This is a genomic window from Methanobrevibacter sp. (genome assembly GCF_017468685.1).
In the GTDB taxonomy this organism is placed as follows: Archaea; Methanobacteriota; Methanobacteria; order Methanobacteriales; family Methanobacteriaceae; genus Methanocatella.
In genome coordinates, this window is the sequence record NZ_JAFUHT010000077.1 from 1 (window position 1) to 23,386 (window position 23,386).

Annotated in this window: 22 protein-coding genes and 1 pseudogene; 17 read left to right on the forward strand and 6 right to left on the reverse strand. The window is 32.6% G+C overall.

The genetic code is table 11. The features are described from left to right. From IJ258_RS09735 to cca, 7 genes and pseudogenes are all read left to right on the forward strand, one after another. Nucleotides 1-474 (forward strand): flavodoxin family protein (locus IJ258_RS09735; RefSeq protein WP_292806387.1); only part of this gene is annotated, 474 nt, incomplete at its 5' end. 25 nt (nucleotides 475-499) lie between these two features. Continuing rightward, complete coding sequence (locus IJ258_RS09740; protein WP_292806389.1) at nucleotides 500-1,345, forward strand: pantoate kinase; 846 nt, start codon at nucleotides 500-502, stop codon at nucleotides 1,343-1,345. Further along, a complete protein-coding gene (locus IJ258_RS09745; RefSeq protein WP_292806391.1) occupies nucleotides 1,338-1,853 on the forward strand; it encodes an SAM-dependent methyltransferase in 516 nt (171 codons plus the stop codon). The genes IJ258_RS09740 and IJ258_RS09745 overlap by 8 nt, the downstream gene beginning before the upstream one ends. A 247-nt stretch (nucleotides 1,854-2,100) precedes the next feature. Further along, nucleotides 2,101-2,892, forward strand: a complete 792-nt coding sequence (locus IJ258_RS09750) for a 2-amino-3,7-dideoxy-D-threo-hept-6-ulosonate synthase (RefSeq protein ID WP_292806393.1) — start codon at nucleotides 2,101-2,103, stop codon at nucleotides 2,890-2,892. Between the two features lie 8 nt (nucleotides 2,893-2,900). Then, nucleotides 2,901-4,030 (forward strand): annotated as a pseudogene (locus tag IJ258_RS09755) (3-dehydroquinate synthase II). 7 nt (nucleotides 4,031-4,037) lie between these two features. Beyond that, nucleotides 4,038-4,595, forward strand: a complete 558-nt coding sequence (gene thpR, locus IJ258_RS09760) for an RNA 2',3'-cyclic phosphodiesterase (protein WP_292806395.1) — start codon at nucleotides 4,038-4,040, stop codon at nucleotides 4,593-4,595. Nucleotides 4,596-4,600: 5 nt separating this feature from the next. Beyond that, nucleotides 4,601-5,956 (forward strand): CCA tRNA nucleotidyltransferase, encoded by a 1,356-nt coding sequence (gene cca, locus IJ258_RS09765; protein WP_292806397.1) that lies wholly within the window; start codon nucleotides 4,601-4,603, stop codon nucleotides 5,954-5,956. Here the strand turns inward: cca and IJ258_RS09770 are convergent. Next, nucleotides 5,951-6,166 (reverse strand): hypothetical protein, encoded by a 216-nt coding sequence (locus tag IJ258_RS09770; protein ID WP_292806399.1) that lies wholly within the window; start codon nucleotides 6,164-6,166, stop codon nucleotides 5,951-5,953. The genes cca and IJ258_RS09770 overlap by 6 nt on opposite strands. Before the next feature lie 62 nt (nucleotides 6,167-6,228). Next, entirely contained in the window at nucleotides 6,229-7,128 is a 900-nt protein-coding gene (locus IJ258_RS09775; protein WP_292806401.1) for a hypothetical protein, read from the reverse strand. A gap of 204 nt (nucleotides 7,129-7,332) precedes the next feature. Between IJ258_RS09775 and IJ258_RS09780 the strand changes: the two genes are divergently transcribed. The 6 genes from IJ258_RS09780 (at nucleotide 7,333) to IJ258_RS09805 (ending at nucleotide 13,782) form a co-directional block, all read left to right on the forward strand. Continuing rightward, on the forward strand, nucleotides 7,333-7,671 hold the full coding sequence (locus tag IJ258_RS09780) for a hypothetical protein (RefSeq protein WP_292806403.1): 339 nt from the start codon (nucleotides 7,333-7,335) through the stop codon (nucleotides 7,669-7,671). Nucleotides 7,672-7,716: 45 nt separating this feature from the next. Further along, nucleotides 7,717-8,268: a DUF2284 domain-containing protein gene (locus tag IJ258_RS09785; protein WP_292806405.1), complete on the forward strand. Its 552-nt coding sequence runs from the start codon at nucleotides 7,717-7,719 to the stop codon at nucleotides 8,266-8,268. A gap of 8 nt (nucleotides 8,269-8,276) precedes the next feature. Then, complete coding sequence (gene npdG / locus IJ258_RS09790) at nucleotides 8,277-8,966, forward strand: NADPH-dependent F420 reductase (RefSeq protein WP_292806406.1); 690 nt, start codon at nucleotides 8,277-8,279, stop codon at nucleotides 8,964-8,966. Nucleotides 8,967-8,972: 6 nt separating this feature from the next. Further along, nucleotides 8,973-9,455, forward strand: coding sequence for a hypothetical protein (locus tag IJ258_RS09795; protein WP_292806408.1), 483 nt, complete (start codon nucleotides 8,973-8,975; stop codon nucleotides 9,453-9,455). Nucleotides 9,456-9,536: 81 nt separating this feature from the next. After that, entirely contained in the window at nucleotides 9,537-11,864 is a 2,328-nt protein-coding gene (locus IJ258_RS09800) for a hypothetical protein (protein WP_292806410.1), read from the forward strand. Between the two features lie 298 nt (nucleotides 11,865-12,162). After that, a complete protein-coding gene (locus tag IJ258_RS09805; RefSeq protein WP_292806411.1) occupies nucleotides 12,163-13,782 on the forward strand; it encodes a hypothetical protein in 1,620 nt (539 codons plus the stop codon). 56 nt (nucleotides 13,783-13,838) lie between these two features. Here the strand turns inward: IJ258_RS09805 and IJ258_RS09810 are convergent, their stop codons facing one another. Together IJ258_RS09810 and IJ258_RS09815 are read right to left on the reverse strand one after the other, a co-directional pair. Beyond that, entirely contained in the window at nucleotides 13,839-14,171 is a 333-nt protein-coding gene (locus IJ258_RS09810) for a hypothetical protein (protein WP_292806412.1), read from the reverse strand. Between the two features lie 6 nt (nucleotides 14,172-14,177). Beyond that, on the reverse strand, nucleotides 14,178-14,432 hold the full coding sequence (locus tag IJ258_RS09815) for a hypothetical protein (RefSeq protein WP_292806413.1): 255 nt from the start codon (nucleotides 14,430-14,432) through the stop codon (nucleotides 14,178-14,180). Nucleotides 14,433-14,536: 104 nt separating this feature from the next. On the opposite strand from IJ258_RS09815, the gene IJ258_RS09820 reads away from it, so the two are divergent. After that, complete coding sequence (locus tag IJ258_RS09820) at nucleotides 14,537-14,863, forward strand: TIGR04076 family protein (RefSeq protein WP_292806414.1); 327 nt, start codon at nucleotides 14,537-14,539, stop codon at nucleotides 14,861-14,863. Between the two features lie 16 nt (nucleotides 14,864-14,879). Here the strand turns inward: IJ258_RS09820 and IJ258_RS09825 are convergent, their stop codons facing one another. Next, nucleotides 14,880-15,506 carry a CatA-like O-acetyltransferase gene (locus IJ258_RS09825; protein WP_292806415.1) on the reverse strand — a complete coding sequence of 209 codons (627 nt, stop codon included), beginning with the start codon at nucleotides 15,504-15,506 and terminating at the stop codon, nucleotides 14,880-14,882. Nucleotides 15,507-15,580: 74 nt separating this feature from the next. Between IJ258_RS09825 and IJ258_RS09830 the strand changes: the two genes are divergently transcribed. Beyond that, nucleotides 15,581-16,912 (forward strand): FAD-dependent oxidoreductase, encoded by a 1,332-nt coding sequence (locus IJ258_RS09830; protein ID WP_292806416.1) that lies wholly within the window; start codon nucleotides 15,581-15,583, stop codon nucleotides 16,910-16,912. 25 nt (nucleotides 16,913-16,937) lie between these two features. After that, the gene (locus IJ258_RS09835; RefSeq protein WP_292806417.1) at nucleotides 16,938-17,915 is read left to right on the forward strand and encodes an Mrp/NBP35 family ATP-binding protein; all 978 of its coding nucleotides are present in this window, start codon (nucleotides 16,938-16,940) and stop codon (nucleotides 17,913-17,915) included. Here the strand turns inward: IJ258_RS09835 and IJ258_RS09840 are convergent. Beyond that, nucleotides 17,907-18,302 carry a hypothetical protein gene (locus IJ258_RS09840; protein ID WP_292806418.1) on the reverse strand — a complete coding sequence of 132 codons (396 nt, stop codon included), beginning with the start codon at nucleotides 18,300-18,302 and terminating at the stop codon, nucleotides 17,907-17,909. The two genes, IJ258_RS09835 and IJ258_RS09840, sit on opposite strands and share 9 nt — an antisense overlap. Nucleotides 18,303-18,412: 110 nt before the next feature. Here IJ258_RS09840 and IJ258_RS09845 point away from each other — a divergent pair, with 110 nt between their 5' ends. Next, complete coding sequence (locus tag IJ258_RS09845) at nucleotides 18,413-23,287, forward strand: C1 family peptidase (protein ID WP_292806419.1); 4,875 nt, start codon at nucleotides 18,413-18,415, stop codon at nucleotides 23,285-23,287. Nucleotides 23,288-23,386 lie beyond the last annotated feature (99 nt).

Genomic DNA, 23,386 nt, shown 5'->3' on the forward strand with positions numbered 1-23,386 from the left:
AAAGGTGCCGAAGACAACGGCCATGAAGTTAAAAAATACTTTTTGGATAAATTGAACATTAATCCGTGCAGTGGTTGTGAAATCTGTGCTAAAGGAAAAGACTGCAGATTCGATGATGATGGAACTGAAATCATCAATCAATTAGCAGAAGGTGCAGGTGTGATTCTTGCTTCACCAATATACTTTGGTCAGATGACAGCACAGGCAAAAACAATTGTCGACAGGTTCTATTCCATTTTCAACAATCCTGACAAGAAATTCAACGGCAAAGCAGCTATGATTTTCACTCATGCATATCCGGATAAGGACATTTACCAGCCTTATATTAAACTTACTGAAACACAGCCTTTTTTAAACAACACTGAACTTGAATATATCGAGACATTGGAAGTTGCCGGTGTAAAATTCATTGGTGATGCTGATAAGGCAGAAGATGACCTTAAAAAAGCATATGAAATAGGTCAAAAATTTTAATTAAATTAAAAACATAAGTATAATCATGTCAAATTCAGTTTTCGTACCAGGCCACATAACAGGTTTTTTCACTATAGAAAACCATAACATATCTCTTAAAAAAGGATCATGCGGTGCCGGCTTTTTACTTTCGAAAGGTGTCAAAACCACAATTTCTGAAGCAGACAACCTAACAGTTGACGTTAATCAGGGTGATGATACTGTTATTCGTGAAGTATTGTCCATTTTGGAGATTGACACTGATTTTAAAGTCACACAGGACATTCAGCTTCCGATTGGTGCGGGATTTGGAACATCAGCCGCTTCAGCATTAAGCCTGACACTTGCATTAAATGAATTTTTAAACCTTAACTACACTCAAGAGCTATGCGGACAGATTGCTCATATGGCTGAGGTCAATTTGGGAGCAGGTTTAGGTGATGTTATAGCTCAAACGGGCAGGGGAATGGTTTTAAGAGTTGAGCCTGGTGCTCCGGGTATCGGTGAGATAAAATCATTTGAGCATGATGTGTATGTTGCATGGAAAACATTCGGAGGGATTGAAACTTCAAGCATCATTGAAAATCCTCATCACAAACAGGTCATTTCAGATGTGGGATTGAAGTATCTTGAGTATTTTGAAGAAAAACCCTCCTTGAAAAATTTCTTGGACTTTTCTTTCAAGTTTTCCCATGAGGCAAAACTGATGTCAGATGAAGTAAAAGAACTTGTTGATTATTTTAATTCTATGCCTAATATTTTAGGTAGTTCAATGGCAATGCTTGGAAATACAGTATTTGCATTTGCACAAAATGAAGATGACTTCAAAAACTTAGATATTGAAAACTTACATATAGATAAACTTAATAACATTGGGATAGTTTATGATTAAATTAAGTTATGATGTTGAAAATTACAGAAAAGACATCCTTGAACTGGCAAAATCAAGTGATACAATCATAGAATTGGGATGTCATGTAGGAAACACAACCCGACTGCTTCCGAAATCATCAAATATCATAGCAATAGACAATTCACCGGAATCAACTGAGGAAATGAAAAAATTGCCTCACGTGAATTTCATAAAAGGTGATGTTAGATTGCATGATGTTTTAGCAGAAGTGTTCAGTATTACACAATCATGTGATGTTTTAGCAATTGATTTAGGTGGAGGATATCATCCGGACACTGTCTTTAAGGTTTTCTATATTTGGTCATCAACATTCAAACCCAAACATACTGTAATCAGGAACAGGGGAATTTTGGAATTTTTCAACAGTGCTAAAAGCAGTGAAAAGGAATATGTTTCAAATGAAGGATTTCTCGATTCATATCACGACTCAGGCATACCTCCGCTGATTAAGGAATTTGACCTGTGGACACCATCACTTAAGAAATAGCTGAAGTTTATCTAATCAGTTTTTTAAGATTATATTGAATCTCACTTAAATGTATTGTTTAATTTTTAATAAAAAAATTATAGATGTTTTTAAAAGAGTATAGTTAATGTATCAGTTTTAACAACTTATGTTTAAATTTCAATATTTGTTGTTAATAATTTTTTTAAATTAATTAATTGATTGTTATGTTTTTGTACAATTAATATTATATATCATTATAAAGATATTATAAACTGAGGTATTAAAAATGATAGGTAAAAAAATCCGTTTAGAAAGAATCATAAACAGAAACACTGGAAGAACAGTAATCGCACCTATGGATCATGGTGTATCAAGCGGCCCAATTCCTGGAATCATTGATATGGATGAAACCGTAGAAAGCATCTCCCAGGGAGGAGCTGATGCAATATTAATGCATAAAGGAATCGTTAAACAAGGGCACCGTGGTTACGGTGAAGATATTGGATTAATCGTCCACTTGTCAGCAAGCACATCACTTGCACCTGACCCAAATGACAAAGTTACAGTAACAAGCGTTGAAAAAGCAATCCAGTTAGGTGCAGATGCAGTTTCAGTTCATGTAAACTTAGGTTCAGATACAGAAAGCCAAATGTTACAGGAACTCGGTGAAATCGCAGAAACCTGTGACTACTGGGGAATGCCGCTTTTAGCAATGATGTACCCAAGAGGCCAAAAAGTCGAAAACGAACATGATGTGGAATTTGTAAAACATGCTGCACGTGTCGGATCCGAACTTGGTGTTGACATTGTTAAAACCAACTACACAGGAGATCCTGATTCATTCAAGGAAGTTGTTGAAGGAGCAATCGTACCTGTTGTAATTGCAGGCGGTCCTAAAGTTGAAACCGATGAGGAATTATTACAAATGGTTAAAGATTCACTTGAAGTTGGTGGAGCAGGTGTTGCATTCGGACGTAACCTTTTCCAAGCTGACAACCCTGGAAAAATCACAAGAGCAATCTCTGAAGTAGTTCACCATGACCTTGAAGTTGAAGAAGCTTTAGAATTCTTAAAATAGGTGATTAGATGCAAAACAAATTCGCTTGGATTTCAACTCCTGATGAAGTGTGGGATGACAAAAAAGAAATGATTACCACCGCATTGGAATCCGGAATCGACCATGTTCTTGACCTTGATGATATCGAAAACATCAAAAAGCTTGGTAATGTTAAAGTAATTGCTAACAGTGAAGATGCAGATATATATCTTGTCGGAATAAATGGAGAAGGTGACGGATTTGTAGATTTGAATGAAGATTTTACAGATTCAGTTGATATTGCAAATGCAAAAAAAGCAAAAAGCGAAGAAAAAACAGTATGTGCATATATAGTAATCACTGATAGGCACATGAACAGTTAGCAGTGAAATTAGGTTCAATCGTGGATTATATAATTCTTGTGGGAACAGACTGGACAATCATCCCTCTTGAAAATATCATTGCAGACCTGCAAAAGACTGATGTTGAAATTATTGCAGCAGTACGTGACCTTGACGGTGCACGTGTAGCATTGGAAACCCTTGAACATGGAACCGATGGTGTAATATTTGAAGCAAACGATTTCAACAAAACCAAAAAAATCGCTCAGGAAGTCGTTGAAGCGTCACAGGCAAAATACGATTTGAAAATTGCAACAATAACTAACGTAAAACCTTTAGGTTCAGGCGACAGGGTATGTGTCGATACAACAGACATGATGAAGCCTGGTGAAGGAATGCTAATCGGTTCATATTCAAAATCAATGTTTTTAGTGCATTCTGAAAGTTTAGAAAGTGAATATGTTGCATCAAGGCCATTCAGAGTAAATGCCGGACCTGTTCAGGCATATGTTATGGTTCCTGGAAACAAAACAAGATACCTATCAGAATTAGTGGCTGGAGACGAAGTGTTAATCGTCAATAATAAAGGTGAAACAAGAACTGCTGATGTTGGAAGAAGCAAAATCGAAAGAAGACCATTGATATTGCTTGAAGCAGAATATGAAGGTCAGACTATCAGAACATTACTTCAAAATGCAGAAACTATCCGTATTGTAGATGAAAATGATGAAGCTTTATCTGTAGCGGACGTCAAACCTGGAGACAAGGTAAAAGTTTACATTGAATCCAATGCACGTCACTTTGGAATAGCTATTGACGAAACCATTATTGAACAATAGGTGGATTATGTCTGAAATAAGAGCATTTCTTGCAATTGATTTGGACGATGATTTAAAACCAAAAATAAACAGGATAATAAAGGAATTTAAAGGAATCGATACAAAAATAAAATATGTGGAATTGGCCAATCTGCATTTGACCCTTAAATTCTTTGGAGATATTGACACTAACGGTTTGGATTTACTGGTGGATGCAATTTCCAATGTTGTAAGTGAATTCGAGCCATTTAAAATTAACATCAAAGGATGTGGAGCATTTCCAAACAACAATCATATAAAAGTGATTTGGGTTGGAATTGAAGATGATACAATCCTTAAAGACCTTCATGACAAGTTGGATAATGAATTCAATCGTCTAGGCTTTGACAGGGATAAAAAATTCTCAACACACCTGACAATTGGCCGTATGAAATCAGCTAAAAATAAAAATCAGGTCAAATCAACAATTGAGGACTTTGAGGACTTTGAAATTGGCGAAATGGAAGTTTCCAGAATTTCACTTAAAAAATCCAAGCTTACTCCTGCAGGGCCAATATACAGTGATGTTGAAATATTTGAATTGTGATGAACATGGATTATGAAGATATCTTAATGGATATTAAACCTACAGCTGAAGAAAAAAAGCATATTGATGATGTTTCTTCAGATATTATGAATTTTTTACAGAAAACATGTGACAGCGAGGGCATTGATGCCAAGGTCACATTGGTAGGTTCTGTTGCCAAAAACACTGCACTTAAAGGCAAATCCGACATTGATATTTTCATAGCTTTTCCATTGGATACTGATAAAAAATACCTAAAGGAAACAGGACTTGATTTGGCTCATAAGTGCTGTGATGAGTTTGAAAGCCAAGCACAGCATCATTTTGCATCACACCCTTATGTAACAACAGACATTGAGGGATGTGAAGTGGATATTGTTCCATGTTATGCAATTAATGATGGAAGCGAGCTTAAATCAGCAGTGGACAGAACCATTCTTCACACCAGATACGTTAAAGCCCATCTCGACAAATCACAGGAAGATGAGGTTCTTCTTTTAAAAAGGTTCATGGCTATGACTGGAACATATGGTTCTGAATTTAAGGTTGGTGGATTTGCAGGTTATTTATGTGAATTGCTTATCATTTATTACGATAATTTTGAAAATACTTTAAAAAATGCAATCAACTGGAAATATGGTCATGCAATTGATTTGGAAAATTATGGCACTGCACATAACTTCAAGGATCCATTGATAGTTATCGATCCAACCGATAAGAATAGAAATGTAGGTGCAGCTTTAAGATTGAATAAGATGGCAGAATTCATACAATCTGCCCGTAACTATATATTCTCAGATAACAAAAAGGATTATTTTTACCCATTGAATAAAAATTTAAATAAAACTGATATTTTAGATGAACTTCACCAAAGAAACAGTGATTTAATTGCACTTAGATTTGATATTCCTGACATTCCACTTGACACTCTTCACCCTCAGCTGAAAAAGACCTGTGAGGCGCTTGAAAATAAACTGAACCATGAAGAGTTCAATGTTTTCAAGGCGGATTATTGGAGTGATGAGATAAAAAACTGCATAATATTACTTGAAATGGCATCTTCAAAATTAAATAATGTAAAAGTCAACAAGGGGCCTAAAGTATTCATTACCAGAGCCTGTGAGAATTTTGTTGCAAAATATGGACGTGAAAACTGCTACATTGAAGATGACTTTTTAGTGCATACCCAAAAAAGGGAATTTACAAATGCCGTCGATTTGATAAATCATATATTTACAGAAAATCATATTGGCCTTATAAAAGTTGGAAAAAATCTTAAAAAGAATATCATTGAGACCTATGAGATTATAGATATTGATGAGGTTGATTTGGAATTTGTGGATGATTTCATAAATCCTGGTCAGTATATTGTCAGATCATAGTTGTCTGATTGTTTTTAAATCGAGGCCAGTGTGTTTTGATATTTCTTCATCCGGTAGGATGTTTTTGAGATTTTTGGCAATGCTTTCACTTGCCTCTTTTTTTCCTTCTTTTATTGCTTCATTTATTAAATCTTGTTTTTCTAGGTATTCGTATTTTCTTCCCACTTCTTCGATTGATTGAATTATGATTCTTTGTGTTTCCGGGTTCATTTGAATCTTTTCTTTAAGTTTTTCTTTTTATTCATACAAGATGTAGTCAGATGATTATTAACTTATAATTGGCTGATTGTTTTTAAATCGAGGCCAGTGTGTTTTGATATTTCTTCATCTGGTAGGATGTTTTTGAGATTTTTGGCAATGCTTTCACTTGCCTCTTTTTTTCCTTCTTTTTTACCTTCTTTTATTCCTTCTTTTTTTCCTTTATTTATTAAATCTTGTTTTTCTAGGTATTCGTATTTTCTTCCTACTTCGCTGATTGCTTTGCTCATAATTTCTTGTGCTTCGGGAGTCATTTGAATCTTTCCTTTAAGTTTTTCTCTTTCTTCACGAGTAATCAAATTTTCAATTTCTAAGCTCATAACTGCTTTAAATGTGTCAATTTTTTCCAAATCAAACAAATGTTCTTTTTTAAGCATCCTACAAATTTCAGTAAGAATTTCTGCTTTGTTGTGATTTTTAGGAACAAGACACATTAACATCAATAATATCTCATCGATATTATCTAATTTGGAGTTATTTTTGATTTTGTTTCTAATGTTATTTAAAGTTTTTTTGAAGTTAATATCTCCTAAATATTTGAAATCAGGGTGAGTGCTTTTTGTTTTACCGATTTTTATTTGTTTAACTCCTAGTTTTTGAGTTCTAAAACTTACTACGACAGTTTCACAAAGGCTGTCATAGGTTGTTTGGGAAAGTATGTTATAATTAAAAAACCTGTTTAAATCATTAGAAGTTGTAGGTTTAAACTGAAATTCAATATTTAATAATGTATCATCTTCCAGCATACATAAAAAGTCCAGATATAAATTCCTACCTTTTTTTGTTACAAATTCTGTTTTTAGCACTTTTTTGATCTGTCTTTCCTCACCAATCAGTTTTAAAAATTCATAGGCATATGCAGCCATTATAATTTTTAAAATTATATCATATATTTTATGGATTTTACGTTTCATAAAAACACATCTTTTTTTAAATTAAAATTTAATTACAAATTATAATTGATTTAAGTAGTTAATAAATTTTTATATATGATTTTAAAGCAATATTGTTGTTTTATTATAATTTTACACGTTTTAATCAATTTTTAGTTTAACACATAACTTTAATATATTCCAAGATTTAAAGATAATATTGATTTTAAGGCGAAAAGTGATAGAATGGATAAGACATTATATGATTTTGAAAATGAGGATTTATCAGACTATACGTCAATTGAAAAGTATACATTCAAAAAGGCAGTTGAGCTGAATGATAAATTAATTGATGTAAAGACTCTTTTAGAAGAAATTGATTATGATTGGACCGATTTTATCAATTATCTTGAAGATAATAAAATCTCTAAATACTGTGAATTTAAAGGAGAAACCACAATTGATTTTGATGAAGAGCTTCTAAATGCAATAGTTTCAACTTTAAGGCAATCACTAATAAATGTTAATAAGGCAGCAGGTTATAATTCTAAAAAAATCAAGATTAATCGCGCCATTGATGGATAAATTTTATAGAAAGTTTTATTATATTCAATTTTTAGAGTATTAATTATGTCTGAGATTAAAAAACTCACTGCAGATGTTGATGTCGACGAGTACTATGAAAAGTATGTTGATTTTGAAAAGTTTTCAAAGCTCTGCATTGAAGAGCAGGAAATGCTCGGATACAATTGGAGCTATCCTCCATTTGACTTTGATGTTGATGAGTTATGGAAATCATTCAACAAACTCAAACTCATAGCTTTCAAAATCGAATTTTCCAAAGAGGAACTGGAATCAGAGTTTACAGACACAGAACTTGATTATGTCCTCAAAAGATTTGAAAGGTTCAAGACTCGATTGATGAATGACATTTACGTATTGGAAAATGAAGATTCACAAGGGCTGTTTTTGGGAAAATGCGCATTATGCATGAAATGCACCAGAGAATTTGGAATGCCATGCAAAATGCCGTTTAAGATGCGCTATCCTCTGGAAGCGCTGGGTGCAGATGTTGACAGAACAGTTGAAGACATATTCGGTTATAAAATACAATATGCTAAAGACGGCAAGCTTCCGGAATACTTGATATTCGTTGGCGGATTATTATATGAGAGAAAATAGGTGATAATATGAAAGTAAGTATAATTGGCGGAACAGGTCCACAGGGATTAGGTATCGCAGAAAGATTGGCTATTGCAGGAGTGGATGTAATAGTCGGTTCAAGAAAAGAAGAAAAAGCATTGGATGTAGTTGCAAAAGCAAAAGAGGAACTTGCTGATTATGACTTGTCCAATATGGTTGGAATGGCAAATGAAGATGCCGCCAAAAACGGTGATGTGCTGATTATTACAGTGCCATTGGCTGCTCAAAAACCAACAATTGAAGGAATAAAAGAGTTCTGTAAAGATAAAATTGTAATGGATGCGACAGTACCACTTGAAACTGCAATCGGTGGAAAACCGTTCAGGTTCATTGACCTTATGGAAGGATCTGCTGCTGAAAGAACAGCTAAAATATTGGAAGGAACCGGTGCAAAAGTAATCTGTGCATTCTGTAACATTTCAAATTCACACTTGGCTAATATCCCTGAAGAAATAGACTGTGACTGTCTTATAGCAGGGGATGACAATGATGCTAAGGCAACTGCCGCTGAAATCATTGATAAAATACCTGGAATTAAAACTATTGACTGCGGAATTTTAGAAAAATCCCGAATCATTGAAAAAATCACTCCATTATTAATTGGATTGAACATCAAATACAAATCCCATTATGGCGGTCTGAGAATCACTGGAATTCCAGCACTCGATAAAGATTAGATTTACATGGATTCATTTGAACAGCTCATAGGTAAAAACATTAATGAAGTTGATTTAAATGAATCAAAAACTTTTTTTATAGCTCTCCTTGAATATGATACAAAGCACTGTGGAAAAAGATATCCATCATCCAAGTACAAATTAGCAGATATGGACTATTATGATTTAATCTCATTTTCTCAATTATTTAAAAAAGAAGCGATTTTAATAGTATGGTATAATATGGATATTATTACTGATTTGGAGATATATTATTTAAGCAATGACTTTGATATTCTTTTTAATGATTATTATATCATTAAAAAAGCAATAGATAATGGATTGGCTCATAAACTAACTGAAGGAGATACTAAATATCTTGGTGCTTCAAGACTAAATGAAAAAGTGCCTCAACCTCATAGTGACATATTAGCAAATAAACGTGAATTTGTCCTTAAAAAGAAATATCTGCAAAAAATCATTGATGAAATTAGTTTTTCTTGTAAATAATGATTCAATTTTGTGCCTAACTTTAAATATTATTTTAAACATAATAAATACATTAGAATAATATTTTTTGGAGTTGAGGTTTTGTTAAATAAAAAAATTTTACTATTGATGATAATTATTGCATGTTTTTTTTCATCATCAGTGGTATTTGCAAATGAAAATTTAACAAATACTTCAGAAATTATTTCTTATCCTGACAATCTTGATAATCAACTAGAAGTTAATTACTTCTCTTTTTCTAGTTTAAATTATAAAATAAATTCCAATAATGAATCAAGTGTTACATTAAATGAAGATTATAAATTCGATTTAAACATTGACAATAATTTCAAGAGTGGAATTGTAATTAATCGTTCAGTGAATATTATAGGTAATGGGCATACTATTGATGGTGCGGGTGTTGCCAGAATATTTAATATCACTGCATCAGATGTCTTTATAAGTAATATTAGTTTCATTAACGCTAATGCGGATAATGGTGCTGCAATCAATAGTCAGTTTAATCCAGGACTAATTTCATGTAATTTTACAAATAATAAGGCAACATTAAATGGTGGTGCAATGTATGGAGGTACAGCTAGCAATTGTAAATTTGAAAGTAATTCTGCAAGTCGTGGAGGAGCAATTTACAATGGTGTATCTCAACATTCCACTTTTATTTCTAATGTTGCAAATGATGGAGGAGCATTATTCAATTCTTATGCTGAATATTCTGTTTTTAATTCCAATTATGCAAATTCTGTTTGTGGTGCAATGAGTGGTGGATCTGCACTAAACTGTACTTATATTAGAAATCAGGCTAAAAATTCATATGGTGCCGGCGAGTTCTATGCTAAAAATTGTATTTTTATTGAAAATTCTGCTTATAATGTCGGTGCATTAAAAGGTGAAGCAGAATACTGTATTTTCAGGGAAAATTATGCATTAAATGAAGCTGGAGCAATGAGGGATAGTAAAGCAGAAAACTGTACTTTTATCAATAATCATGCGATTATTGCTGGTGCAATGGAAGGTGGATCTGCTATAAACTGTGTTTTCAATTATAATAATGCAGATAATTATGGTGGTGCGCTTTGTAATGTATATGCAAAATACTGTAATTTCACTGGTAATTCTGCTTATCAGGGAGGAGCAATGTATGATAACTCTGCTGAAATGTGTATTTTTGTAAGCAATAATGCAAATGAAGGTGGAGCATTATATCATGTATCTTCTGAATCATGTAAATTCATCTCCAATTCTGCAAAAAATGGAGGAGCAATATCTTTAGGTTCTACTAGGAGTTCAACTTTTGAAAGAAATTCGGCAAGTGAAAATGGAGGTGCATTATTATCCACTTCAGCATTTTTATGTAGTTTTGAGGGAAATTCTGCTAAAACTGGTGGTGCAATGTATGGAGGTTCTGCAATACAATGTGATTTTGAGGATAATCAGGCTAATTTTGGAGGAGCAATTGCAGGAGATTGTTCAGCATCAAACTGTAACTTTACAGACAACATAGCTATTATTTCCGGTGGTGCAAACTATCAGGCATCTATTGTTAACTGTAATCTTGCAGGTAATCTGCCAAAATACAAATTGTCTCTTTCAGGTTTTGAAGCAATATATGGTTTTGGTGGAGAACTTAATGTAAAACTGTCAGATTCTCTTAATACTCAGGTTAAAGGTATTAAAACCATTATTGACATTTATGACAGTCATAATAATCTTGTTGAAACAGATTCATGCTTAAGTGGTTATTCTTGTTTTGTAGATTTGGGGTTAGGTGAATATACTGCGGTTGTTCGTTTAAATGATGAAAATTATGTGGCTGATCCTGTAAGTTCTCATATTACAATTAAAACATCATCATTCATTTATGTTGTTGGTGTAACTGCAACATATGATATTAACAATCCATTAATTGTTAATTTGCATGATTCAAAAGGTGTAATTCTTAAAAACACTCCTGTTTCAATAAAGATTAACGGCGTTAGTAAAACCTATTGGACAAATAATAATGGGCAGGTATTAATGTCAACAGTTGGTTTGGCTCCAAATGTATATAATGCAATAATAACTTATGCAGGAAGCAATATCTACTTTTCATCAACTGCAACTGCAAAGGTCACTATTAAAAAAGCAAATCCGATAATGATAGCTTCTAAAATGACTTATAAATCAAAAGTGAAAACCAAAAAATATTCTATTATATTAAAAAATAATGTTTATAAGGTATTGAAAAATACTCAGGTTACATTAAAAATCAATAAGAAAACTTATTCTGCTAAAACAAATTCTAAAGGTAAAGCAACCTTTAAAATTAAGAAATTAACCAAAAAAGGAACATATAAAGCACAGATCAAATATTCTGGAAATGGATATTATAACGCTTTAACAAAAACAGTTAAGATTACTGTTAAAAAATAATTTAATTATTATTGTGAATTTATTTGTTAAATTTTTGTATTGAAATTGAATCATATTTCAAGACTATAATATTTTTAATTGAACATTAATTGGGAAATTATATGGTATATTATATTTTTTATTAACCTAAATTTTAATGAATATTTGAATTACTTTTTTAAATTTTTATACTTTTTAATTCATTTTTTTAAAAAATAATTATCCAGTCATACCATAAAAAAGTAAAATTATATATATTATATAATATAGAATAATAATATATTCAAATGAATATAATTCAAAATAAAAAGTGGTCAAAATGAAAATAAAAAATTTAATTTTAGTTAGTTTGATACTAACTATTGTGACGATAGGTGCAGTTTGTGCATCCGGGGATATAAGTGATGATGAATTAACGACGTGTCCGGCAGAAGAAGATATTATAGAGCAAACACCGACAGATGAAATCATCTCAACTGACAGTGAAGATGAAAATTTAGCCATTACCGAAAATAACATTGAAATTAATGATGAAATTGGATTTGATGATTGTGGAGATATTGTAACAATTCATAATTGGGAAAATGAAAATGTTACCGGAAATCTGATTGTTTCACATAATGATAAAGAGTATTTTAATGCAGATGTTACAATTCCGTCCAATGATTGTTTTACATTATACAGAAGTGATGCAGGTGATTTGCCGACAGGCAATATTCTTTTAAAAGTACAGTTTACGCCTGAAGGTCAAACTCCGATAATCGCTCAAAAGGAAACTATTATAAAAGATTTTGATATTTACTGTTGGCAATTTTTGGGTTGGGGAGAAATTGATGATGATTTAATGAGTTTTGCCCAGTATGACTTAAAATTCAAAGTAAGAATGAATAAAAATTCAACTGAAAAAATATCATATGTCTTTTTAGGCAAAACATATGATGTTGATTTTTCAAACGGGGAAGGGTATTTCACCATTCCATCAGCAAATCTGGATTTGGGAAACTACAGTTTTGAGATTAAGGTAGGAAATAAAACAAGAAAAATTGATTTCACTGTGGAAGAACTGATGTTAAGCTATGATTTTATTTCACTTAATCAGGATTATTATATTTCATTTTTAATGCCGAAGTCATACACAGGTACAGGATATTTGTATGAATATAATGATAATAAAGGGACTGTTGGAGACCTGATTAAACAGGAAAATGCGGTAGAGGGTATAGTGACGATATTAGTTCCAAAATTGGAAATAGGCACATATAACTTCTTTTTCAAATTTGATTCTCCAGATTTTAAGTACAATAAAACATTTGAAACAATTGTTTTGGAGAATAATGAAAATATCCGGATAAATCTGAGTTCTACTGAGATCGAATATGGCGGTCAAATAACTGTTGAAGGTTATGGAAAAGAAGGTCTTTATGTTCTTCTTACTGATGAGTGGATTGTATCTGCAAAAATATATACAAACTCATTTAATGAAATAATATCCAACTTAAATCCTGGAAAACATAGGATAGTCATATATGGAGAAGAATCCTCAGGTCAGAGTAATGCATTCTATAATCTGTTTTATGTGAATGTAAAGGAAAAACCAGTTAATATTAATGATAATATTAATAATAATGAATACAGGAAAACTCCAGATAAAAAAGCTGATTCAGTCAAATTAACCCTTAAAAAGGTTAAGGTTAAAAGATCCGCTAAAAAACTGGTTTTAACAGCAACTTTAAAAATCAATAAAAAGGCCGTTAAAGGTAAAAGAATTATATTCAAGTTCAATGGTAAAAAATACAGTGCATTAACCAATAAAAAAGGTGTTGCAAAAATAACCATTGCAAAAAAGGTTTTAAAGAAACTGAAAGTGGGTAAAAAAGTCAAATATCAGGCAAGTTATGGTAAAGTAACCAAAAAAGTCACTGTGAAAGTGAAAAGATAATTAAAAATAGATTTAAGTAGATGCTATGCATCTACATAACTTTTTTTTAAAAATATTCATGTAAATAATCTGAAGTCAAGTTCCAGCTTGGAATCGATTTCTTTAACCTTGTTGGTTAACAGTTCCTTTAATTGCTCCAGATTTTCTTTTGAATTGCAGAATACATATATTGTCTCTTTTTTAACATTATTGTTTTCAATTGATGTTTGTTCTACTGGGCGGAAGCTAGGTTTATATCCTTTACACATTCCGTATTCACTTTTCAATCGTTTCAGTTCATCAATTTTTTCATAAGTGCCTTCTTTAATGCTTTCAATCTGGTCAAATTTGATGTCAACTGCACCAACATATTTAACTGACACAATCATTTCCTCAGTGTTGGAATCCATTAATGATTACTCGGTGTTTAACTGATTTATTTTTTCAATCAGTTCATCCAATTTACTGTTTAAACCGTCGTCATCTTCTGATTTCAATGTAAAAAATGTAAGGTCTTCTGTGATATCATTATCATTGACGGGTACTGTGTTGAAAAGCATATGTGAAGATGATTTTGTAGTAATTTCTCCATAATCTGTTATGATGCTGTTGATTTGGGTAATTTTGTCAGAATTGAATATTCCTATTGCAAAATTTCTTTTAGATGACATAATGAAAATTATATTTTTAGAATATATAACTTTTTTTAAAAATATATATCATAAAAATTATACATTTAATTACTATTAACTTGGTTTATTTTTGAGATGATAACATGAAAAAAGTAAAGATAACTGTTCTTAAGACAACTCTGCAGGAAGATCTTGCTCGTGAATATGGTGTTGAGGGACTTTCAGTCTGTCCTTTGATGAATGAAGGTGAAATCTATTACGCTGATTATGCCAAGCCTGAAGGATTTTGTGACGAGGCTTGGAAAGCAGTCTATCAGTATGTTTTTGCCTTAGCCCATGGGGTAGAAGAGGTGTGGTATTATCATGACTGGATTGAAAAGCCGGGAGTTGCAATCGTTTCATGCAATGACGGTTTAAGGCCGGTTATAATGAAACTTGAAGCAACAGATATTGAATCAAAAAGTGATTAAATCTTCTATATGAAAATTAATCGTATGAATTGAATTCCTTTTGTGCCCTTTCATAAAAGTATCCAAGTTCCCGACCATTTACAAAAATATGATTCACGGTAATTGATACAGTCATTTCATAATCGTCATTGACTTTTCCCCAAGTGATTAATGGCTGTATCTGACTACCAGTAACTATCGCGGAGGTTATTGAGTCAAAATCAACCCATGGAATGCATGAGAAGTTGGCAATGTTTTCAACATCCCTTTTTTCCATCTCCAATGTAAAACCTTCATTTTTACCATTTAAAATATCCTGTGATAGTTTTTTAACGTAATCATGCCATTTAAAAATATCATCGAATTCCTGTGGTGTTTTAACACGCATTTCCCTATATATTTTTGCTTTTTCATTCATGATTGGGGTGGTTCCATCAAGATAATCATACTCAATTACTTTTCCATCAATTATTCTTCTTTTAAACTCATCAACACTATTGACTGCATTCATAAGGGACCCCAGACTCATGATAAAAAATGACTTGTCGTTTTCATGGCACCAGTTCCACATTTTCTCCACATTAATTCTTGCTGACATTGTATATCGTGATGAGTGAAAATTAATGAAGGGATTGTTTTGTAAATCAAATTCAATTTCTCTCATTATAATAACCTTAATCTATTTATATCTTTTTTAATAAATATTAGTTTGTATAAATCATAAATGGTTTTGTTATAATGAAAGTAGTAATTGTAGGTGGCGGAGCTGGAGGAATCTCAACAGCTTCAAATATACGTAAACTTGATAAAGAAATTGAAATAACAGTTATCACAAGAGATAATAAAGTAGCATACTCACCATGTGCAATACCTTATGTATTGTCCGGTACAATTGAATCTTTTGATGATATTGTAATGAGAACTCCTGAAGATTATAAACAGAAAAATATTGATGTAATCATTGAAGCGGAAGTAACTGCAGTTGATTCAGATAAAAAAACAGTAACTTACGTGAAAGAGGGTAAGGAAACTGTCCTTGATTATGATAAATTGGTTCTTGCAACCGGCGGAAATCCATTTGTACCTCCAATGCAGGGAGTGGATTTGGATGGAGTATTCAGAATCAGAAACATTGAAGATGGTATTCGTGTACAGGAAGCAATGAAAGATGCTAAAAGTGCAATTGTAACTGGTGCAGGTTTAATTGGTATTGAAATTGCATTTGCACTTAAAAAACAGGGATTGAATGTTATTTTAAGTGAAATGTTACCTCAAATTGTTCCAAGATCACTTGATAAAGACATGTCAGATATTCTGGTTAAATATCTTGAAATGGAAGGAATACAAGTTGTTTTAGGAAAACCAATCACCAAATTAATCGGTGATGGTAAAGTCGAAAAAGCATGTTTCGGTGATGAGGACTTGTATGATGCAGATATGGTAATTATGGCAACAGGTGTTCGTGCAGAACTTGACTTGGCACAAATGGCAGGTTGTGAAATCGGAAGATGGGCAATACTTGTAAATGACAGAATGGAAACATCAGTAGAAGATGTATATGCAGTAGGGGACTGTGTAGAATCAAAAGACTTAATTTTAGGTTCAAATACTATTTCCCAATTAGGTACTACTGCTGTACGTGAATCAAAAACATTAGCACGTACAATCTGTGGTAAAAAATCCAAATTCAACCCTGTTTTAAATTCTATGGTTTCCAAAGTAGGTAAACTCGAATTCGGTGCTGTGGGATACACTACAGGATTTGCTCAACAAAACCGTATCAGACCGGTTGTACAGAAAGTACAGGCACTTACAAGAGCACGTTACTATCCTAATGCAAAGCCAATGGACATTAAAGTTATTTGTGATGGAAACGGAACCATTATTGGTTGTCAAATCATAGCAGAAGAACGTGTAGCTGAAAGAATCGATACAATGACATTAGCCATTACTGAAGGTTTAACCTGTTTTGATTTAAGTAATATGGAATTTGCTTATGCACCACCAGTATCAATGGTAACAGATCCGTTAATCCTTGCTGTAGAAGAAGTAAGCAAAAAATTCAGTTAAATAAATTATTTTGGAGATGATAATTATGCCAGAACATGGTCACGGTCACGGACATCATGGTCACGGGGGTCAGATGACTCCTGAACAGCAAATGCAGATGATGCAACAGGAAATAAGATTAGCTAAAAATCTTAGTCAAATCAAACATAAAATAGTTGTAATGAGTGGAAAAGGGGGAGTTGGAAAGTCCACTGTAGCAGCAAACATTGCAGAAACCCTGCAGGCAATGGGTTATAATACAGGTATCCTGGATGCAGATATTCACGGACCAAACATTCCTAAAATGCTTGGTATAGATATGCTTGAGGAACAATTCAACCAATATCAGTTTGATGCATTTAAAAATATTGTTGAAAAAGATTTAGACACAAGTTTACCTGATGAAAAACAACGTGAATTCATAGAAGAGAAGAGAAAAGAATATCAACACTCAATTTTCCCGGTTGAAACTACAAGCGGTTTAAAAGTAATGTCAATGGCATTTTTAATAGACAGTCTTGACAGGCCAATCATCTGGAGAGGACCTCAAAAAACCGGTGCAATCAAACAGTTGGTTTCCGATTGTCATTGGGGAAAACTTGACTTTCTGGTCATCGATAACCCGCCGGGCACTGGGGATGAACCATTAACAGTACTTCAGACAATTCCTGAAACCGATTTGGTATTGATGGTTACCACACCAAACGTTGTTTCACAGGAAGATGTGCTTAAATGTGTTAAAATGGTTGAAATGATGAATATAGACAATATCGGTCTTATTGAAAATATGGCTTACTATATTTGTCCTCACTGTGATGAAAAACTGCACATTTTCGGTGAAGGAAACGGTCAGAAATTCGCTGATGAAATGGAGATAACCTACCTTGGTGATTTGCCTATCAAAGAAAGTGTTTCCAACTCACCAAATAAAGATGCAACCATTTCAGTACTTGATCCTGAAGATGAAGTATCCAAAAGGTTCAAAGAGATAGTTGAAGATATTAAAAAAGAGTTTTTAGAGTAAGCTAGTGTTTATAATATAGCTTACGCTACTAATGTTTACAAGATATCCTAAGAATTTAGGATCATCTTTTAAATTTTTAAAATAATCTAATTTTTCAATAATGTATTCCTTATTCTCATCCATCACGTTTAGGGAAAAGTACTGCATTCCGAGGGTGTATTCACGATTGTCTGTAAACACAGGCACGACATATTCATCATGGTTGCCGTATGGGATTTTGACAGGTTTTGAATCCTCAACTGATATGATAAGAGGATTTTCGAGGATGTAATCTTTAATTTCCTGTTCCAATTTTAAAATAGCTTCCTGATTGTTGTTTTCACCCTGCATATAGACAAGGTTTATGTAGTTTTTCAGTTCCGGATTGGTTATTTCTTCAAGTTTCATTGGAATTATATTTATATTTTTTAGTATATAATAATTCGATTTAGGTTAAACTAAACTTTTATATTGTAGTTGAATCAAAAATATATTTCGTACGTACTTGAGGTGAAATATTGATTAATAAGAATAGATTTATTTTATTCCTATTATTTTTATTAATCATTGCTGTTCCGGTTAGCTTTGCTAGTGATAACGCTACTGCTGAAGTTATCGGAGAAATTGAAGTAGTTAATGATACTTTGACGATTAGTGATGATGATGAAATTTTAGGAGCTGGCGATGTATATTTTGATGCATCTGCAACATCAAATGGAGATGGAACACAATCAAAACCATATAATACTGTGACTTCTTCCAATCTGGGTACAACCAATCATTTTGCACCCGGAACATACAGGATTAGCAGCAGTTTATCTTCATATACTTCTTATGAAGGGATGAGTTTCATAGGCAAAAACAAGGACACCACCATTCTGCAATACATGGGCAGTGATACTTTTATCAAAACAAGCAATTCAATCACATTCAATGGTATCACTCTTAAAGGCGGAAGCATTCAGACATCCGGTGGAACCTTAACTGCAACAGACACTATTTTTGACAGCGGTGTTGCAGTTGAAGAAACAGAAGATGACAATTATAAATATGGAAACTCCTATGGAGGAGCAATCAAACAGGCTGCATCAACCGGTCTTGATTGGGGAAGCATTTTTGGAGGAGGATCATCTTCCACTCAGACAATGACTTTTACCAATTGCATATTCAGAAACAATTATGCTGCCTATGGTGGAGCGATATATTCCGAAAAAGGAACAATAACTGTTACTAATTCCAAATTTGAAAACAATCATGCTGAAAATGGTGGAGGTGCCATTGCAGCTTTAAACGGCGTTACTCTAACAGTTAACGGCTGTGAATTTATAAATGATTATTCAATGTATGATGCCGGAGGTGCAATATATCTGTTTAATGTTACTTCAGCATCCATACAAAACACCAAGTTCAATAACTGTAATGCTGCAATAGGTGGAGCTATAGCTTCCTTAATATCACCGGTTACTGTAACTGGTTCCAATTTCAGTTCAAACAGGGCAAATTGGATTGGTGGAGCTGTATTTTCAATGTATGGATCATTAACTGTTAAAAGTTCTGATTTTTTAGAAAATTCAGCTTATCATGGAGGAGCAATCTATGCAGATAATTTAACAAACTTTGAAGTAAACGGTGGAATCTTTGAAAAAAATAAAGCTAATGCATCAGCAGGTGCAATATTTGCATTCACAAATAAAGTGAATAAAATTACAAATCCTACATATATATCAAATACTGCTAATGAGTATAATGATTTATATGAAACCGATAGAATTGAATTAGACCTTGGAAGCGATGATTATGAAATGATTCAATACAAATCAGACTATGAGGGGTCACTGCCGCAAAAATATGATTTAAGAACATTGAATCAGGTCACACCTGTAAAAGATCAGGGAAGAAGCGGAAACTGCTGGGCATTTGCAACAATGGCAACACTTGAATCAGCAATTCTTAAGGCAACCGGTAAAAAAGTTATCTTATCTGAAGGAAACCTGAAAAATCTTGCAAACATTTATTCTGATATCGGCTGGAGATATGAAACCAACAACGGTGGAATGTATCCGTTTGTATATGGTTATCTGACCAGCTGGGCAGGACCTGTTCTTGCATCACTTGATCCGACAGATGATTGGGATGTAATAGCACCGATTATTAACAGTGCTGTTCATGTTCAAAATATTTTATTTTTACAGAGAACTTCATTCACAGATAATAATGCCATTAAAAAAGCTATAATGGATTATGGAGCAGTATGTTCTGAAATATACTGGTCAAGCAGTTATTTGAGTGGCAATAATTATTATTACAGTGGAGACTCCGGAAGAAACCATGCAATCAGTGTAGTTGGATGGGATGATACAAAGACAATCTCCGGAGCTCCGGGCAAAGGTGCATGGATAATTAAAAACAGCTACGGCTCACACAGGGGAGACGGCGGATACTACTATGTATCATATTATGATAAATCATTGTTCAAGGTATATGATGAATCATATAATTCCTTTGCTGTGGTATTCAATGATACAGTCAAATTCAACAAAAATTACCAGTATGATGCTGCATTTACCGATTATTTCCTGACACCGACCTATAATAAGGTAATGTGGTATAAGAATACATTCACATCAACAGGAAATGATATTCTCTCAGCATTTTCAACATACTTCAGAAAAGTGACAAACTGGCAGGCACAGATATTTGTAAATGATGAGCTTAAATTAACCCAAACAGGCAAATCCGATGCTGGTTACTGGACTATAAACTTAAATGAGGAAATACCATTAAAATTAGGGGATAAGTTCACAATATCATTAAAGATTGAATGTACAAGCACAGCAGACATTCCGATTTCTGAATATGGTGCGGCATACACTATGGTTAAGGAGTATTTCCAGCCTGGAGTGTCATTCTTCAGTACCGATGGTGTGACCTGGACTGATTTTTACGGATACACTGCCTCATTTGGAAGCGGTGAATCAGGACACAACTATTACAATCAGGTAGCATGTATTAAGGCGTTTACAAAAGAAGGTCTTAAGGAATTTTTAAACACAACTTGCGAAATATTATCTGTTAATTCAACAAATGTTGTTGTAGGCATTAAAGACCAAAGAAATGGAAACATTAACACAGGTGAAGTTGAAATAATTATCGATGGAGTTAAACAGACAATAAAAGTATCTAATTCAAAAGCAGTATTGGACACCTATTTAAAACATGGAACTCACACAATTAATGTAAATTATTTGCCAAATCAGTATTATAACACTTCAAGCATATCTCAAACAGTCACTTTACCTAAAGAAAATCCAATAATTATTATTGAATCAGATAATATTCAATATGGCAGTGATTTGGAAGTTAAGATAACTTTAACAAATGCAATTGGTCAGATTATCACAATACCTTTTAATGTTGAAATAAATGGTAAAAATTATGATAAAAATGAATTCAGCGTATCTAAGTTATCACCAAATGATTATACAATTAAAGTGCAGACAACATCAACAGATGACTTCAATACAGTGTCTTTAACAAAAACAGTAACTGTATCAAAACTAACTCCAACACTTAAATTGGAAATTAATGATGTAAATGTCGCAGAAAAAATAACCGTTAAGGCAATACTGTCCAATAACATTACAGGAACAGTAAATGTGGTTATAAATGGTGAAAAGCATCAAATCAATGTTGAAAATGGTGAAGGAACAGCATTAATCAATAATGATTTAAATGCAAAATCATATATTGCATCTGCAACATTTGATGGTGATGATTATTATTCAGTTACAACAGCTCAAAAAACCTTCAATGTCAAAAAAATCACTCCTGCATTAACAATTCTTGATGACGATATTGTTGAAGGAGAAACTGCCGTTATTAAAGTATATCTGCCTAAAGATATTGGAGATGAATTGGTCTTAACAATTAATTCACAAAGCATTAAGTCTAAAGCCTCAAACGGTGAAGTTAATTTCACAGTTAACGGATTGACTTTAGGCAAATATGATTATACAGTAAGCTTTGAGGGCAATTCAAAATATAATTCACAATCAGTATCTGATTCAATTGAAGTACTTGAAAAAGCCAAAAAACAAGTGAACTTAACAGTAACTGATTCATTAATGGGTAGCTCTATTTTAATTAATGTGGAATTGCCAGTTGATGTGACTGGTAGTGTAACACTTAATTTTGATTCATTGGTATTTGTTAAAACACCAGTCAATGGAAAAACCTCATTTAAAATCAATAATCTGGAAAATAATGTATATAATTATACTGTAATATTTGAAGGAGACGTGAATTATAAATCAGGAGATGTAAAAAAATCATTAACAGTTAATCAAAAAGCAGATCCAGGATTAAAGGTCAGTCATGTTATAAATAAAAATTCAGCTGTAATTAACGTTGAACTTGACAATAACGTAGATGGTGAGGTCTATCTGACATTTAATCATCAGGATTTATCAAAACAAATTGTTAATGGTAAAGCAGTATTTGAAATGAATAATCTTGAAAATGGAGTTTATGATTATAGGGTTTACTTTAATGAAAATGATAAGTTCAAATCAGCTTCTTTTGACGGTTCCTTAACTGTTAATGTAAAAAATAATGTTGAATCAACCATTAATGCAGAAAACATGGTTAGAGCATATTTCAGTGGAAATGATTTCCAGGCAACATTCACAGACCAATACGGCAACCTGCTTGTAAATAAGCAGGTCACATTCATTGTTAATGGAAATGAATATGTTACTTTAACTGATTCATATGGTGTCGGAAAACTAAAAAACAACTTTATGGTCGGAACCTATTCAGTATTGATTGAAAACCCTGCAACAGGGCAAAATGTTACTAAAACCATGACAATTGTAGATAGGATTGTTGAGAATAATGATGTTACATTAGACTACTCTTATTCTTCAATATTTAAAGTTAGGGTTTATGGGGATAATGGTAATCCTGTAGGTTCAGGTGAAATTGTCAAGTTTAAGATTAATAATAAGGAGTATTCAGCAAAAACTGACAGCAACGGTTATGCAAGCTTATTGATTAAGGATTTAACTCCAAAAACATATTCAATTACTACTGAATATAAGGGCGTGAGTGTTCATAACACAGTCATCGTTAAGCAAATCTTAAAAGCAAAAAATAAGAATTTTAAGCGTTTTAAGGTTAAAAAATACTCAGCCACTTTAAAAACTTCAACTGGTAAGGCCATTAAGGGAAAAATTATCAAATTTAAGATTAAAGGTAAAACCTATAAGGCTAAAACCAATAAGAAGGGAATTGCTACTATTAAGATAAAAAATTTAACCAAACTCGGTAAATATAAGATTACCATTAGTTATCTTAAAACCAGCATTAAAAAAACCATTAAAATTAAACGATAAGGTTACCAGCCTTATCAATTTCTTTTTTTAAAATTGTTTTATTTAGGTACAACTAAATTTATATATTTTAATCTCCATAAATAAACTTGATATAAAATA

Coding starts and splice junctions, on each gene's coding strand:
- IJ258_RS09750 (WP_292806393.1), top strand. CDS start 2,101: ATGATAGGTAAAAAAATCCGTTTAGAAAGAATCATAAACAGAAACACT.
- IJ258_RS09820 (WP_292806414.1), top strand. CDS start 14,537: ATGAAAAAAGTAAAGATAACTGTTCTTAAGACAACTCTGCAGGAAGAT.
- IJ258_RS09785 (WP_292806405.1), top strand. CDS start 7,717: ATGTCTGAGATTAAAAAACTCACTGCAGATGTTGATGTCGACGAGTAC.
- IJ258_RS09740 (WP_292806389.1), top strand. CDS start 500: ATGTCAAATTCAGTTTTCGTACCAGGCCACATAACAGGTTTTTTCACT.
- IJ258_RS09825 (WP_292806415.1), bottom strand. CDS start 15,506: ATGAGAGAAATTGAATTTGATTTACAAAACAATCCCTTCATTAATTTT.
- IJ258_RS09745 (WP_292806391.1), top strand. CDS start 1,338: ATGATTAAATTAAGTTATGATGTTGAAAATTACAGAAAAGACATCCTT.
- npdG (WP_292806406.1), top strand. CDS start 8,277: ATGAAAGTAAGTATAATTGGCGGAACAGGTCCACAGGGATTAGGTATC.
- IJ258_RS09805 (WP_292806411.1), top strand. CDS start 12,163: ATGAAAATAAAAAATTTAATTTTAGTTAGTTTGATACTAACTATTGTG.
- IJ258_RS09780 (WP_292806403.1), top strand. CDS start 7,333: ATGGATAAGACATTATATGATTTTGAAAATGAGGATTTATCAGACTAT.
- IJ258_RS09770 (WP_292806399.1), bottom strand. CDS start 6,166: ATGAACCCGGAAACACAAAGAATCATAATTCAATCAATCGAAGAAGTG.
- thpR (WP_292806395.1), top strand. CDS start 4,038: ATGTCTGAAATAAGAGCATTTCTTGCAATTGATTTGGACGATGATTTA.
- IJ258_RS09795 (WP_292806408.1), top strand. CDS start 8,973: ATGGATTCATTTGAACAGCTCATAGGTAAAAACATTAATGAAGTTGAT.
- IJ258_RS09835 (WP_292806417.1), top strand. CDS start 16,938: ATGCCAGAACATGGTCACGGTCACGGACATCATGGTCACGGGGGTCAG.
- cca (WP_292806397.1), top strand. CDS start 4,601: ATGGATTATGAAGATATCTTAATGGATATTAAACCTACAGCTGAAGAA.
- IJ258_RS09815 (WP_292806413.1), bottom strand. CDS start 14,432: ATGTCATCTAAAAGAAATTTTGCAATAGGAATATTCAATTCTGACAAA.
- IJ258_RS09830 (WP_292806416.1), top strand. CDS start 15,581: ATGAAAGTAGTAATTGTAGGTGGCGGAGCTGGAGGAATCTCAACAGCT.
- IJ258_RS09810 (WP_292806412.1), bottom strand. CDS start 14,171: ATGGATTCCAACACTGAGGAAATGATTGTGTCAGTTAAATATGTTGGT.
- IJ258_RS09840 (WP_292806418.1), bottom strand. CDS start 18,302: ATGAAACTTGAAGAAATAACCAATCCGGAACTGAAAAACTACATAAAC.
- IJ258_RS09775 (WP_292806401.1), bottom strand. CDS start 7,128: ATGAAACGTAAAATCCATAAAATATATGATATAATTTTAAAAATTATA.